Source organism: Oceanobacillus damuensis, from assembly GCF_001618145.1.
Lineage (GTDB): Bacteria > Bacillota > Bacilli > Bacillales > Amphibacillaceae > Oceanobacillus > Oceanobacillus damuensis.
This window is the reverse complement of sequence record NZ_LQNF01000015.1, coordinates 56724-70895: the sequence shown is the minus strand read 5'-3', so window position 1 is coordinate 70895 and position 14172 is coordinate 56724. Positions and strand designations below refer to the sequence as shown.

The window sequence follows — 14172 nt, the reverse complement described above, 5'->3', positions numbered from 1 at the left end:
AATTAAAATATAAATTGATACACCGAAGGTTACACCTGACTTAAATAAGTCTATAGAAGACATTCTTTCACCCCTTTCAATTCTCCAACATAAATTAACTGGAACCATAATAGTCCCAGTTAGAAATTGCCTATTGAATTTTTCATTAATACCATTAAAATTCTTACATCACACTCAAATAAAGCTTATAGGCTTTACAAGCTCACCATTCTTTAAAAGACTAATTCCAATGTTACTTACACCCTTTTTGTCCTGCAATAAACATACAACGTTGTTTAGATTATCATCATAAAAGAATAACCAACATGTTATAGGCTCACTAATTTCATGGGGTAATAGAGCCTTAATGTTTCCATTTTGAATTTCCTCGGCTGATAATAGTCTTACATCCGCTTTCCAATCCTTATACGCTAAGTGTGGATGATGTTTTGCCATATAACTTCTAAATACTTTAATAACACTCATAAATTTAACGCTCCTTTTTATATATTAATGAAAATAGAAAACGGAGGAGCAAATTCATCCGTTATAGACGAATTTGCTCCTCCGTTAATTGTGAAGTGTTTTGCTACTTCTTTATTTAGTTGTATTTGTATGCTATCAATCTTTCTATCTTCTGAAATAGTAATTTTGTGAATCAGAAGATGCAACAGCTTTTTACGTTGTTCTGGTGTTAAAGCATTCCTATAGACAGTCATAAAGTTCTGCATGATTTCTTTAACCACTTCATGATTAATATTTGGAATACCACCATGTCCTATTTGTTCTTCAATAGGAGATAGCCGTTCTTCCAGACGTTCCTTTTCGTTATCAAGATTAGTTAATTGACTAGTAAGGTCACCTTTACTAATCACTTCATCTACATATAACCTTAAGTATTTATCTTTTTTAGATTGGATAGCAGAAAGTGATTTTTTCAGCATTTCATATTCTTTCTGTAGCGGTAATATGCCATCCTCATTCTTTTGATTAATTCTCTCTACAATTTGTTTAATCAGCACATCACTACTGGCTAAATTTGCTAACCTTTGAAGAACATATTCATCAGCATACTCTGTTCTTACACCATTTGAACGACACACTGCTGTTCCTTTATTTTTCCATGCCCCACAAACATAGTATTCGAGTACACGCTTACTTCCATCTTTGTTTCGGTTGGTCGTTCTCCCCAATACCATGCCCGAGCCACATACTGGACATTTTAAGATACCTGTCAGTGGAAATTCACCGCTATGAATTCTATTTGGTTTGCCAGTACGGCTTTTCATAATACCTTTAGTCTGCTCCCAAATATCATCAGATATAATTGGTTTATGTTGTCCTTTTACAATGACTGGGTTTGGATTTATATTATTTCTTCTCTTTTCACTCCAGTCTCGTCTAACATTGTATCTTATAAATCCAGCATATATAGGATTTGATAGAATAGTTTTTACACCATTTATAGAAAATGCTTTATTTTTCTTAGTTTTATATCCCTCTTTATTCAGTCGGTTTGCAATTGACTTATACCCATTTCCCTGAATATACAATTCAAATATCTTCCGTACTATGATTGCTTCATCCTCATTGATTATGAGTTTAGAAAATTTTCTTTTTCGATTCTCACTGGGAGCACTTACTACATCGTATCCAAGGACTTGTCCACCATTCCAGGAACCTTCCTTTGCTCTTGCTATCATTCCCATTTTTACATTTTCGGCAATATTAGCACGTTCAAATTCCGCTATAGCTGCCATCATTTGAAATTGAAGTTTTCCTGATGGAGTTTCTGTTTCGTATCGCTCTGTATAAGAACGAAAGCTAATACTTTTGTTTTGCAAATTATCGACAATGGTAAGAAGGTCAACACTTTTTCTTGAGAGTCGATTCATTTTCCACACTAACACAATATCAAAGCACTTCTGATTAGCATCATAAAGTAGTTGCTGAATAGCTGGTCTACCTTTAATATTCTTACCGCTTATCCCTCTATCAATATATTCGTTATAGATTGTATATCCTTCTCGCTCGCACCATTCTCTTAAAACATTTATCTGTTCATCAATACTATAACCTTCCTCAGCTTGTTCTACAGTAGATACACGGGCATAAAGTGCAACACGTTTCTGTGTTCCAGTTTGATTACTTGGGTCAAGCTGGTCTATTGGATACACTGTTTGATTCATCTTTTTTCTCCCTCTCTTTTTGTGTTGATTGATTAGTCAAATAGCCCTTGACCATTTCTGCTAATATGTCTATTAGAGTTTGATATTTGTATTCTTGTGTATCTTCCATATTCATGCTAATTTCCCTCTCATCTGATTTATAATATATATTTTATTTTGATTTTAGGTTAGGGGGAGGGGTGGCGAGTAAAATGGAAACTTTTGTTTGATTGGTTTTCTGTAATTACATTTCCACCCATTTTTAGTTTTTGCATTCCCCCTCCCCCCCTAAAACTGAATTATTTCCCCATTTAGTACTGGTACTTGGAGATTATCTAGTCCAACGATTTCCAATCCATCAAAGTAAATTGTCCCTCTGACCTTCTTTTTCACAATTGGAATACCTTCATTTTCAAGGACAATCTTGAAATATCTCCAAAAATTTTGTTTGGATTTTGTCCCTTTGTCGTCAATTCCTTGCATAGTTAACCACCTTAGATATTTTTCATGAAAATCAGACTGCCTTGTTCGAACCCCTTCTATTAAAACAACATGCTCGTTGAAAAATTCCATAACAGGGTTTTGCTCTACATAATAAGTGCGATGACATTCTTCAATTACCTTACATTCGCTAAATTGATAGTTATTCTCCCTTAATCGTTTCAGACCTTCAATAGCCCAATTTAATATTCCAGGGAGTTCTGCTAATAGCTCTTGCGTTAAATTTACATTTCTTTCAGTTGGCTTAAACGTGCGACTAAACGGTATAAGCATAAGCTTCCTAAAATAGCCATTAGTCACATCCATTGAATCTGGTAAATTATTTACGACAAAAACGAGTTTGCAATACGGTTTATAGGTTATGGCTGGGCGGTATTTGATATTAATAGTTACCGTGTCACCACTAACAATTGCTTTAAAGTTTTCCGTCTTTAACGATTTACCGCCCATTTCATTTTCAGCGGCAATATTTACGGTTTTATTGACTAAACCCTCAAGACCAAATTGCTGACTAAATTCAGCCAACGGTATGCTACTTACATTCTCTTTTCCCACCAATTGAGTTATGATGGAAGCAAGAACACTCTTGCCGTTTGCACCGCTACCGTAAAAAAAGAATGCTTTTTCCGCTTTTGTTTCAGCGGATAAGAGATAGCCCAAAATTTCCTGATGAACCCGAATGAGCTCTTCATCATCCAATGTAATTTCTTTTAGAAATCGCATAAAAGATGAAGCAACAGCGTTCGAGTCATAATTAATAGGCAATTGTACAGTTGATAAATAACTTGGATGATGAGGAAATAACTCAAAGTTATCCAAACTCAACATCCCATTTCTTAAATTGATAAAGTTTCGATTAGAATTCATTTCACCAACCGTGTTTGATTCTCGCAATAATGCTTTTACTACTTCTGTTTCAGACTTACTATTCCAACTATTCCAACGCCCTTCGTGCATCAAGGTTCGAATAACTTTACCTAATTCAACCTCAGACAATTCCTCGAAAATACCTTTCCTATGGTAAAGGAATAGTCGCCCGTCCTTTGTCGAGCGAACACTACATCTTTTAATAAAATGCTTTGCAAAAGCATTAGCATTAAATGTATAGCTGTTTTTCCTTTCATCATAGAAAAACCCTCGTTCTTCTGCTTTACCAACCGTTAGAATTAGTTTCAATTCATCAAGTAACCCTGTTGGAACAAGAGATTCTGGCACTAATTCGGCGTTATTATATAGCTCAATAGCAGCTTGTTTCGATGTCTCATATATGTGATACATTAAAGCAGAGAAAAAAGCAGCTCCTTCTTCAAACGCAACAATTTTAATTGCTGTAACGATTAAAGAAAGATTTTCTTTAACATCAATGGATTGCATTTTTGACCTTATGGTTTCGCTTGATTCTAGTAATCTTACTTTTTTAATAGGATAAGATGATACATATTCATTTAAATGGCTTTCATTATGCATAACAATTCTCCTTACTTGAGAGAAGCACAAGGTAAAAAATCGCCCTGTCACTTCTCTCAAAATGCTTATTTGTTAGGTCATTCTACGTTTTTAACTAGCAACCTTTCATAAATATCACCTAAAGCTGTCTCATAATGACTAACCACACAAGTACCCTGTAATCCTACTAATTGTGTGATAGTTATGTTCTGCCCATTAAATATTGATTTGAAGCTGGCAAGGAACAACATAAGAGGTGACTCAGGCTTCGATGATATGATATAAGGAATAGTGATTTGTATTGGTACATCTATACCGATTTTGTAGAGGGAAAAGGCAATCAAAAACTGGTCATATGCTCCAAATTTCCCTACTATGTTTTCTTTACTGGTTATGTTGTCAATACGGAAGGAATAATTACCTTGTTCAACTTTTGGTTTCCTTGGCAACCTCACACTATCTTCCAGAAAGGAAATAGTACGGTTTAGCGCAGATTCTCCTAAAGCTTTTTTTGGTTCAAATTCTGCCTCATCTTCATCAATAGTATCAGCGTCAATTTCTAAATCAGTGTTATGAACATTGGACTGATTTTGCAAAATTGGACTATTCCATTCGTTTTGTAAATCATTGGTAGTTTCTTCAAGTTCATTTCTAGCATCCATCACGTTGTTCCATCCTTTCTTCTCTAAATATTCCTTTTCGCCATGCAATACTGGACGTCTCACTTTTTTAAGTGCCACTATTCCACTACCTCCAATTCTTCATTGCTGTTTTCTCTCTCTTCATAGTCTTCTAAAGCCAAAATAGACTCAGAAAATCTGAAAGTATTTATTACTGTATTGGGATACCATGCAACTACAATGGAGTCAGCTTTTACTTCATAAGCAACAGGTTTTACGTGAAACCTATTTAAGTTGTCAATAATAAGACTAATGACTTTGCTTCTTTCTCCGTCTTGCATATCTGACAAGAGTGTTTCTCTGTAGCGGTTAATTTCCGCAAAGACCATTACATTTTTTAATGTATTAACATCATCTAGTACAGCAAAATCATTCTCGCCATCTTCATTAGCTAGTTCATCTCCAAAAGGGTGTCTTTCCATTAATCTTTGTTCTTTTTTCAAAATATTTACTGGTTTACTTTGTACTTTAACATTATTAATAAATGTCAATTTTCCTTTGTAATATTTCTGTGCTTGTTCATCTACCATCATTTTGAGTTACCTCCATTAATTTAAATTTTGTAAATACCTTATCAACAACTACTTGTATTTACTTGATGAATTAAGTGTAACAAGGAAGAACAAGAACAATTAGTAGGGGAAAAACTTTGTTTTTTCCCCCCTAACTATTAATGAAAAAGCAAAAAACTACCAAGTGGTTGGTAGTTTTTTATTTATTGCGTTTTATATGGAACTCCTTTAATGTCTCTTCCATAACTGACCTACTATCATCATAAGTTATTTCATCAGGATTTATATTATCATCAATAGCCTGAATAACTTTATTTTCAATCTCTTCGTGACGAATTTCGCTAAAAATATCCGCAACTTCTCCGAATTTCATAAAGCATTGGTAAATACTTTTCTCTAAGTAGTCGTATAATTCAATTACATCATTTTCGCTAAGTAATCTAGCGTTGTAACCATCCACATGTAAATCAATTGATTCATCACTAAGGTTCTTTACTTCAGTTGTTTCTCTTTTCGGCAAATCACTATTTTCACTGCCTAAATTTTCAAATTCTCCATATCGTAGTTCTGCTTCCTTTAACAACCTGCTGAATTTATCAATCAAACGGTTATGCCTCTCAATAGAAAAATATTGATGCTGAGCCAAAATCTCACACCTTTTTTCCTCTTTTTGATTTATATCCTCAATATCCTTAGTGCTATATTCAACTAGACCATTTACTAACTCGCTCCATTGAGAATATGACAAACTTTCGAGCCCGTGTTTCCTGATTGCTTTCACCGATTTTGAGGTATAATTTAGAAGTAAATATTTTATGTATTCCTTTGATTCAATTGGTATTGCAAAGTCCCGTCCATTCTTTATTGCACTTTTTTCTATTCCTTTTACCCTGAGAAGGTCAGTTAATTTTTTTACCTGTTCTTTCTTATAATTATCAAAGGTATTTCTTTTTTCCTCCACTATTTTTATATTTCCATCATCTTCTTTTTTTACAAAGTCATAATTACTTTCCAGTGCAAGTTCTTTTGATACTTGGTACATAGTAACAGTTTCTTTTAAGTCCATTATCTTACACTCCAGTCTTAGGGGGATAGGGGGGAAGTCAATCAAAAAAAATTACACACGAGATACTTTTCTTGATTAACTTACTACCATTTTTCATTCTATTACTAAACAGCTTAAGCAACAATGCTGGGATTTACTTTTTACTTGCTCCCCATCCCCCTAAAAAAAGTGGATTATTAGTTATCCCATCCAAATTAATAATCCACTTTAAATTCAATACATCGCACTAGTAATCCGATGGCAGTAACATAGTCTGCTTATTTAGTTCATCGATAATCCAAACAATAATATTACTAATTTCCATTGAACATTGTTCTATTACCAACTCTTCGCTCATGGCTGGCTGTTCCTGGCGATTCATTACCTTTAACTTTTTTCCATCAGTAACAATCTCAAAAACCTGTAAGTAATCCATTTTATCTTTCCTATTAACTGCAATTGAATCCCATAATCCCCACAGAAGGGCTTGTATTTCTATATTTAATTCATCATTAATCGCTCTCGTCACATACCGAGACTTACGTTGTTCTATCATTTTTATTCCTCAGCTCATTTAGCAATTTTGCATACACCCTTAACCCATCTTTCAGACAAACCAAAAAGAGTGGATTATTGGTTTTTGCTTCTAAGGCAATCCCAATAATCCACTCTGACTCTTCATTGTATATATATGTGTGAAATGAAACTGGATTCGGTAATATTTTCAATACATCATCTGAAATAAGTTTCTTATCTAGTTCCTCATGATATAGAAGTACCGTTTCCTCTCCCACCTCATTCAATTCAACTACTACACCGAATTCCTTTTTCATAAAATCTATCAATTGCTTTATACCAAACATAGCTTTCTCCTTCCATATAAAATATTATTAGCTCACCTTTTGGCTATCGTCATACGGTACTAATTTCCACTGATGTTTAAGCGCATGGTAGAGAGGATGGAAACCTTTCCGACCAAAATTCGTTTCTATTTGAAGAATGTTAGCCTTCTTGTCTATCAATATGGCTAAAATCATGTTTAATCGTTCAACAGCCTTCTTATTTGTTCTTGCTCCTTTTCCGACCGCTATAATGACATCATCTACTCTTGTGATAGCTTCTTGAATGCACTTCAAATTTTCAATAGCAGTCTCTCTCGTTTCATTTCCTTCGATAGATGGAAATAAATTCACAATATCTACAACACCGTATTCCAATTTGGAAAGGTTATTAATGACATACATCGTTGTTTGGTCTTGCACGATTTCATCCGCTTGACCTGCATTTTTCATGATAACAAGTGCCTTTTTCTTGTTCTTGTCCCACTCTTTTCTAACAAGATACTTGTTTTTCATTTCGTCATCATAAGTGACTTCTGTTTTTATAATGCTATTTGTTGTTTTCACTGCTTTTACTCCTTTCAGATATAGCTTTTTTCTTTCAATGAAATGAATGATTCATCGCCCACGATGATGTGGTCAAGAACATCTATACCTATTATTTTTCCTGCTTCTGCTAATCTCCTTGTAACCCCAATATCTTCTTTACTTGGTTCTGGCAACCCTGATGGATGATTATGTCCTACTATTATTGATGCGGCATTAGAAAGAATTGCTGACTTCATCACCTCTCTAGGATGTACTATACTAGCGTTTAAACTACCAATGTGACATACATTAATCGATACTGGTTGGTTCTTAATATCAAGTGAAGCTACAATGAAATGCTCACGGTCTTTATCGGCAAGAAATAGCTTCATTAGTTTATAACCATCTTCTGGTGACTTAACTGAACGTTCTTTATAAAGCAAGCTAGATTCCTTTACTAATTTAACTGATACAACGTCTACTCTTTTTGCTGATTTATTCATATTTTTACCTCCTTATGTTTCTAAAATAATAATATATATTCCAATTGGCATTTAATTCAGCTTTATTTAAATCAAAAGAACTATATAATATGCTATATTTGTTTAGTGTAGTATCTATTAACTTTTTGAAGAGGAGGAATAAAAAATTGCTAACATTTATTAATCAGCCCAATTACGGCTCACTGGGTGCACACTTAGAAACTTTATTACAAAAAGAAGAGATTACTAACCTTTCAATTTTAGTAGCATACGCAAAAAAAAGTGGTGTAATTAGACTATTAGGAAATCTACAATCATTTAAAGCGCGTGGCGGTACGATAAATATAGTAGTCGGTATTGACCAGTCAAACACTTCAAAAGATGCTCTTATTATGTTATACAACATTTGTGATGAATTATTTATATATCATAATGAGAAAGCCGACCAAACATACCATCCAAAGCTTTATATACTAAATGAAGAAAGTTTAACTCATGTATTTACAGGTTCTAATAATCTTACAGCTGGAGGATTATATACAAATAATGAGATATGCACCTACAGCCAGCTAGATTTAAATTTAGAACAAGATAATGCTAATAATAAATACCTTCAAGAAACCTTTACATCATATAGTGAAACATCTAACGACCTATGTAAGAAGGTAGATTTAGAATTAATTGAAACACTGGAATTTGAAGGATATATAAAATCAGAAGATGAGCTTACAAGGGGATTGAGAAGTACGATTAGTAATAGACAGAACAGTAGAAGGATTTTTGGTAGTATGACTGTTTCACCACCTCCTGTTGAACAAGAGCATAATGAAACTACTGACACATTTGAAGAGCTCCCAATGGGCGAAAGAGTTATTCCATCAGGTAATGTAGAGGGGGCAGTACCAGGTTTATTTCAACAAACTAGTGAAGAAGGAAATCTTACAATTAATCTCGATACTTATCAAACCGTATATGGCTCATACAGTGACTTTGTTGGTACCATAAATGGGATTACCAAAAGTTATTATAATATACCCCAAGGTGTTCATTTAGGACATATATTTTATATTATTAAATCTATTGGGGATGGTTCCTTAGATTATAGACTAAGTTTATATAATCAATCAACCACTGGGGAATACGGAACTTCCGTACGTCAAACAAATTATAAAGTAGCTGCTTGTATGGAATTAATGTTCCTTGAAGATTATCGTCTTCCTCAGAATCTAAATAATCCACTTTTTTCACTTAAGTTAACTGATAATGGGGACGTTTTATATCATTTACTAAATGAAATTGTGACAGATGAAACGTTTTACAATTTTGCAACTGATTCTCCTACTAGTTGGAAAATGGAACATAATCGTGTTGAGTACTATATTGATTTTATTAAGGGGTTAGATAATAATGCTAAAGAAATTCTATATAGTTTATTTGCTAACCTATCTATCTTCAATATTCTCGTAGATTTTATTAATCAATATCACACAAATGAAATTCCTATTTCAGCTTTGTATGAGGATTTCTGGAGCTATGAACCGGTTATAGAATATCTAGACCTATTAGAATTAACAACCCCTTCTCAAAGCAGTTTAGAACACAGAGTTCCATTTTTATTATCCCTATTGAGAGGATTTTCAATCGTTGATATAAACCAAGAAAATACTGCTACGCTCACAAGGTTATAAAAAAAAACAAGTAGATAATTGTCTACTTGCTTTTTTTCAACTGATAATAATTGTTATTAACATTGCAAAATTCATTTAACCACTGTTTAATTTCCGCATCAGAGGGTATTCTTTCCAGTCCTAATTCATGTACTAAATTTATTATAAATGATTGAACTTCCCTAAAGGAACGCTTTTCTATGAAATACTCATTTGATATATGCCGGAATACACTAGATACCTCAGTGGAAGAAGTAGTTTCTACTGAAACACTGGTTTCTTCAAACAATGGTTTTCTATAAGTGATAAATGCACTTTGGGGATTAGTGTCATTCAAATGATTTGTGTGGAAGGTAGTAGAACGTTCATTTGATACAATTTTTTCAAATTGGAAACCAATTCGATTAACCATTAAGTCCCTTAGTTCATTCCAAATTTCACTAAACTTACTTTGAAAGACAATTGTAAAATAAGCCCCTGGCTTTAATACTCTATAAACTTCACTAAAGGCAGCTTCTATTTGTCTTCCCCAATCGTGAACAAATTCTAATTTCTTATCATAATCCATTGGTATAATAACTTCATTATCAAGGTCTTCTTCTTCTTTAAGCCATGCACTATAGAATAAATTTAATTCAGCATAAGGCACTACTCCACCATAAGGCGGGTCAATAAAAGCATAATCAATTGAATTATCCTCCAGAGGAATATCTTTAGCATTTTGTTTCTCAACTAATAGATTTTGGTTTACGCTTACTGCATCCACTAAATTACTATATATATATTTCTTAGCCTTAATTATTGTTTTATATTTCCTATCAAACACTGAAAGTACATTTTGCTCTTTTCCAACTGGTGGTACATGATATACTGTCTTAATACCTGAGGTTGTAAATAATCGCTTACTAGACCTAAAAAGAGACTCGGTAAACACAAAAATAAAAAAGTCTCTAGTATCAACATCAGAAATTTTTTCATTTATATAGTTGTATAATATCTTTAGGGCAATTAAATTTCTCTCTGGAAATAAGTCACTTACTTTTGAGTCTATTGGAAAACCAGGCCAACCTCCAGTTCTCGGGTAACTTCTATTGTAGACAACTTTTTCCGTAGGTGCCCATAAATGCTCACTTTTCAGCTTATACTCTTCCAGTATTTTATTCCACTTAATAACATCTTCTTTTGTTACTTCTCTTTTTTCTGTTTTTCTCCCTACTTTACCATTAATTATCCTTATATTTACTTCAACAGGTACTCTCCTTGCAAGAATACGATTTTTATCTTCTGCCTTACTAATATTAATTACCTCTCCACAATTTAAACACTTGTACTCAGAACGTTTACCTGTTGAAGAATTATGAAGTTTAATTTCATTATCACATTTACGACACGAGTAAATGTTACTAGTTATTATTGATTCTGCAACACCATCCAGTCCATCAGATGTTTCTGTTGAATAGAGTCTGTTAATTATCTCTTCCAAGTCTTTTTTCAGACCTTTATAAGTTTTTTCGACTTTATTAAAATCAATTTCCGCAAATGTATTTTTTGTAATATGAATGGCATTAGGACTATTATCAAATAAAATTGCTTTTCTGTTTTCTATCAAAGCAGCAATTCCTGTAGTCCCACTTCCACAAAAAGAATCTAATACAACAGCCCCTTCTTTTGTATATGCTCTAATAAATTTTTGTATATTAGGATAAAATATTTTACTTGGATAGCCGTATGCTTTAAATATGGGATTACTTAATCTATCTTTGTCATTTAAATTATTAAAGTCATTTATATTAAAATTGTTACAACTTTTATTATCTATATTTTTTAGTTCTTTATAACGATTCTCCAATTTTTCTTTCATATTTGTTGTCATTACTTTCCTCCTGTTAAAAGGATTAGATTGTTACTCCTATATATGTCTTTAAACTTATAGTCTAACACTTTATCTACCCTTTGCATATTAGTTTCCAATAACTATATAGTAATGGCATTTAAAGTTTTGCTTCAATGCTCTTTAACGTTTTTAAGATTTCAATAAGAATTTCCTCATTATTACTTTGTCCAACTTCAGAGATTACAGTCCTCAATGGAATATCAATATTTTCTAATTCCTCGGTGCACAAACCTCTTTTAAAAGCTAAATCCCATGTAGTATGGTTTTTTATTTTATATTCTTTAACTGATTGGAACATTTCTATGTGTTCATGTGAGAATTGCTGCCTATTTCCAATCAACCCTAATCTTCTTAGATGTTTCTTAAATAACCTTACATTACCTATCTTATCATTGACCTCCATCATAAACTCTGCATCAGTGTACTTATAAATAGTGTCCCCTCCTAACTAGTACATTAAAACTTTCATTAAATTTTATTGATGTTATTATAAGTTTAATACAAGTGTTATCAATAGTCAATAAAAATAAAAACATTTGTTCCTATATGATTGAAGGACGAAAATTTAGCTAATAAAAAAAGAGCAGTCCCAATACCACTCTTCTAAAAACCTCATTTACTTATGGTACGGTTCCCCCCGATTAATCCGAAACCCCCGGTAAACCTGTTCCAACAAAATCAATCGCATCACCTGATGAGGAAAAGTCATCTTGGAGAAGGACAGCGCAAAGTCACTCCGTTTTTGCACTGATTCACTAATACCGAGCGAACCGCCAATCACAAAGGCAAGCTTGCTCTTCCCGTAAGTGGCAAGCTCATCCATCTTAGCGGCGAGCTGCTCGGAGCTCAGCATTTTGCCATTAATCTCGAGAGTGATGACATATGTATCGTTACTGATATGGGAGAGAATCTTGTCTCCTTCTTTCCGCTTTACTTCCTGCATATCCGCTTCACTCATATTTTCCGGTGCTTTTTCATCTGCTACCTCAATGATATCGACCTTTGCATAGGCTCCGAGCCGCTTCATATATTCCTGAATGCCCTGCTTTAAGTATTTTTCCTTTAGTTTCCCAACTGACACAATGGTAATTTTCATTTCTTCACGATCCTCCGTTTAACAAAAATCCCATCTATCGGGAGACAAATGGGATTTTTATTATCTTCTATTGTTATTTAATTATTTGTACTTGTTTAATCGACCGGCCATCGACCTCGAGAATCCTGAAGGTAAGGTTTTCCCGTTCGATAACATCTTCCTCTTTAGGGAACTCATTAAATTCCTTCAGCAGATATCCTGCCAGAACATCCTCTTCCTCAGGGATATCCGTGTCAAAGACGGCGTTCAGTCGATGCAAGGTTATTTTACCGTCACAGATAATTTCAGTTTCTGTCAGCTTTTCGACGAGGGAATCACTTTCAACGTCCATCTCATCTTCTATTTCCAGCCCAATCATCGCCTCAATTATATCTTCATGGGTCAGAATACCCTCTGTGCCGCCATACTCATCCAAAACAATTGCCATATGTTTTTTCTCTTTCGTCATTTTGCGGAAAACATATTCAATGGAATGGAATTCATATACTGTCAGCGGCTCTGTGTCACTATAGTACTTCAGGGATCTTCCTGTTTCAATTGTCCACGCAATCAAATATTTAGAATGAAAGACACCTACAATATTATCGATATCGTCCTCGTAAATGGGATACCTTGTAAACGGGTTTTGCAGAACCGTGTCTCTTACTTCTTCATACGTCGCTGTGCTTGGCATTGAGACAATCTCAACCCGTGGTGTTTTCAGTACATCTTTTACATTCATATTATAAAAATCGAGAACCCCTTTAATACGGTTGGATTCTTCTTCCCTAAATGTCCCTTCCGAATCGGCAATATCGACAATTGCCATCAATTCTTCCTTGGAAATGGATACATCATTTGGCTGTCCCTTGGAGAGTGCTCTCGTAATTAATCCTGTAAGGCCATTCAGCAAGATGGTAACAGGTTTTAATATAACTACCACAAACTTGATCATCGGGTAAACGATATAGGCAATCCGGTCAGGGAACGTCGCTGCCACCGATTTGGGGATTACCTCCGAAAAGATAATAATTGCAATCGTTAAAATTGCTGAAGCAACGGCTACATTCCATCCATAGTCAATTGCCAGCATGGTCACAAGAGTTGGCAGCAATATGTTTGAAATATTGTTTCCAATCAATATTGCAGTGATAAACTCACCCGGCTTGGAAACCAGGTCCAGAATCTTGCCTGCCCTCACATCATTATTGTTTGCCTTTGACTGTAGTCGAACTCTATTTGTTGCAGTTAATGCTGTTTCACTTCCGGAAAAGAAAAATGAAACAAATAATAATACAATGATCGCAATGATCATCAGTATATTCCTCCTCAATATGGACAAGAAAAATAGGTAAT

16 protein-coding genes are annotated in these 14172 nt (G+C 34.0%); 1 reads left to right on the top strand and 15 read right to left on the bottom strand.

What is annotated here, in order from left to right:
- Positions 1-174 precede the first annotated feature (174 nt).
- The 11 genes from A4245_RS11160 to radC form a co-directional block, all read right to left on the bottom strand.
- Complete coding sequence (locus A4245_RS11160) at positions 175-465, bottom strand: hypothetical protein (RefSeq protein ID WP_067727848.1); 291 nt, start codon at positions 463-465, stop codon at positions 175-177.
- A gap of 17 nt (positions 466-482) precedes the next feature.
- Entirely contained in the window at positions 483-2168 is a 1686-nt protein-coding gene (locus tag A4245_RS11155) for a recombinase family protein (RefSeq protein WP_067727846.1), read from the bottom strand.
- Positions 2134-2283, bottom strand: coding sequence for a hypothetical protein (locus tag A4245_RS20115; protein WP_157087706.1), 150 nt, complete (start codon positions 2281-2283; stop codon positions 2134-2136). The genes A4245_RS11155 and A4245_RS20115 overlap by 35 nt, the downstream gene beginning before the upstream one ends.
- Positions 2284-2435: 152 nt before the next feature.
- Positions 2436-4115 (bottom strand): DNA primase family protein, encoded by a 1680-nt coding sequence (locus A4245_RS11150; protein WP_067727844.1) that lies wholly within the window; start codon positions 4113-4115, stop codon positions 2436-2438.
- A gap of 77 nt (positions 4116-4192) precedes the next feature.
- The gene (locus A4245_RS11145) at positions 4193-4834 is read right to left on the bottom strand and encodes a hypothetical protein (protein ID WP_067727841.1); all 642 of its coding nucleotides are present in this window, start codon (positions 4832-4834) and stop codon (positions 4193-4195) included.
- Complete coding sequence (locus A4245_RS11140; protein WP_067727839.1) at positions 4834-5307, bottom strand: hypothetical protein; 474 nt, start codon at positions 5305-5307, stop codon at positions 4834-4836. Before A4245_RS11140 ends, A4245_RS11145 begins: the two co-directional genes overlap by 1 nt.
- Positions 5308-5485: 178 nt before the next feature.
- A complete protein-coding gene (locus A4245_RS11135; RefSeq protein ID WP_067727837.1) occupies positions 5486-6352 on the bottom strand; it encodes a hypothetical protein in 867 nt (288 codons plus the stop codon).
- 226 nt (positions 6353-6578) lie between these two features.
- Positions 6579-6887 carry a DUF960 family protein gene (locus tag A4245_RS11130; RefSeq protein WP_067727836.1) on the bottom strand — a complete coding sequence of 103 codons (309 nt, stop codon included), beginning with the start codon at positions 6885-6887 and terminating at the stop codon, positions 6579-6581.
- On the bottom strand, positions 6871-7194 hold the full coding sequence (locus A4245_RS11125) for a hypothetical protein (protein WP_067727832.1): 324 nt from the start codon (positions 7192-7194) through the stop codon (positions 6871-6873). The genes A4245_RS11130 and A4245_RS11125 overlap by 17 nt, the downstream gene beginning before the upstream one ends.
- Positions 7195-7221: 27 nt before the next feature.
- Positions 7222-7737 (bottom strand): DUF1643 domain-containing protein, encoded by a 516-nt coding sequence (locus A4245_RS11120; RefSeq protein ID WP_067727830.1) that lies wholly within the window; start codon positions 7735-7737, stop codon positions 7222-7224.
- A 14-nt stretch (positions 7738-7751) separates the two neighbouring features.
- The gene (gene radC / locus A4245_RS11115) at positions 7752-8201 is read right to left on the bottom strand and encodes a RadC family protein (RefSeq protein ID WP_067727829.1); all 450 of its coding nucleotides are present in this window, start codon (positions 8199-8201) and stop codon (positions 7752-7754) included.
- A 146-nt stretch (positions 8202-8347) separates the two neighbouring features.
- On the opposite strand from radC, the gene A4245_RS11110 reads away from it, so the two are divergent.
- Positions 8348-9868, top strand: coding sequence for a phospholipase D family protein (locus tag A4245_RS11110; RefSeq protein WP_067727827.1), 1521 nt, complete (start codon positions 8348-8350; stop codon positions 9866-9868).
- Between the two features lie 22 nt (positions 9869-9890).
- Here the strand turns inward: A4245_RS11110 and A4245_RS11105 are convergent, their stop codons facing one another.
- The 4 genes from A4245_RS11105 to A4245_RS11090 all read right to left on the bottom strand — a co-directional run bounded on the left by A4245_RS11105 (position 9891) and on the right by A4245_RS11090 (position 14131).
- Positions 9891-11720: a DNA methyltransferase gene (locus tag A4245_RS11105; protein WP_067727825.1), complete on the bottom strand. Its 1830-nt coding sequence runs from the start codon at positions 11718-11720 to the stop codon at positions 9891-9893.
- Between the two features lie 118 nt (positions 11721-11838).
- Complete coding sequence (locus tag A4245_RS11100) at positions 11839-12144, bottom strand: hypothetical protein (RefSeq protein WP_157087705.1); 306 nt, start codon at positions 12142-12144, stop codon at positions 11839-11841.
- 213 nt (positions 12145-12357) lie between these two features.
- The gene (rlmH, locus tag A4245_RS11095) at positions 12358-12837 is read right to left on the bottom strand and encodes a 23S rRNA (pseudouridine(1915)-N(3))-methyltransferase RlmH (RefSeq protein WP_067727820.1); all 480 of its coding nucleotides are present in this window, start codon (positions 12835-12837) and stop codon (positions 12358-12360) included.
- A gap of 73 nt (positions 12838-12910) precedes the next feature.
- Positions 12911-14131, bottom strand: coding sequence for a hemolysin family protein (locus A4245_RS11090; RefSeq protein ID WP_067727818.1), 1221 nt, complete (start codon positions 14129-14131; stop codon positions 12911-12913).
- Positions 14132-14172 lie beyond the last annotated feature (41 nt).

Excerpts from the sequence above, each read along its gene's own strand:
- A4245_RS11140 (WP_067727839.1), bottom strand. The coding sequence starts at position 5,307 with ATGATGGTAGATGAACAAGCACAGAAATATTACAAAGGAAAATTGACA.
- A4245_RS11155 (WP_067727846.1), bottom strand. The coding sequence starts at position 2,168 with ATGAATCAAACAGTGTATCCAATAGACCAGCTTGACCCAAGTAATCAA.
- A4245_RS11125 (WP_067727832.1), bottom strand. The coding sequence starts at position 7,194 with ATGTTTGGTATAAAGCAATTGATAGATTTTATGAAAAAGGAATTCGGT.
- A4245_RS11150 (WP_067727844.1), bottom strand. The coding sequence starts at position 4,115 with ATGCATAATGAAAGCCATTTAAATGAATATGTATCATCTTATCCTATT.
- A4245_RS11130 (WP_067727836.1), bottom strand. The coding sequence starts at position 6,887 with ATGATAGAACAACGTAAGTCTCGGTATGTGACGAGAGCGATTAATGAT.
- A4245_RS11160 (WP_067727848.1), bottom strand. The coding sequence starts at position 465 with ATGAGTGTTATTAAAGTATTTAGAAGTTATATGGCAAAACATCATCCA.
- A4245_RS11105 (WP_067727825.1), bottom strand. The coding sequence starts at position 11,720 with ATGACAACAAATATGAAAGAAAAATTGGAGAATCGTTATAAAGAACTA.
- A4245_RS20115 (WP_157087706.1), bottom strand. The coding sequence starts at position 2,283 with ATGAATATGGAAGATACACAAGAATACAAATATCAAACTCTAATAGAC.
- rlmH (WP_067727820.1), bottom strand. The coding sequence starts at position 12,837 with ATGAAAATTACCATTGTGTCAGTTGGGAAACTAAAGGAAAAATACTTA.
- A4245_RS11090 (WP_067727818.1), bottom strand. The coding sequence starts at position 14,131 with ATGATCATTGCGATCATTGTATTATTATTTGTTTCATTTTTCTTTTCC.
- A4245_RS11135 (WP_067727837.1), bottom strand. The coding sequence starts at position 6,352 with ATGGACTTAAAAGAAACTGTTACTATGTACCAAGTATCAAAAGAACTT.
- radC (WP_067727829.1), bottom strand. The coding sequence starts at position 8,201 with ATGAATAAATCAGCAAAAAGAGTAGACGTTGTATCAGTTAAATTAGTA.
- A4245_RS11100 (WP_157087705.1), bottom strand. The coding sequence starts at position 12,144 with ATGGAGGTCAATGATAAGATAGGTAATGTAAGGTTATTTAAGAAACAT.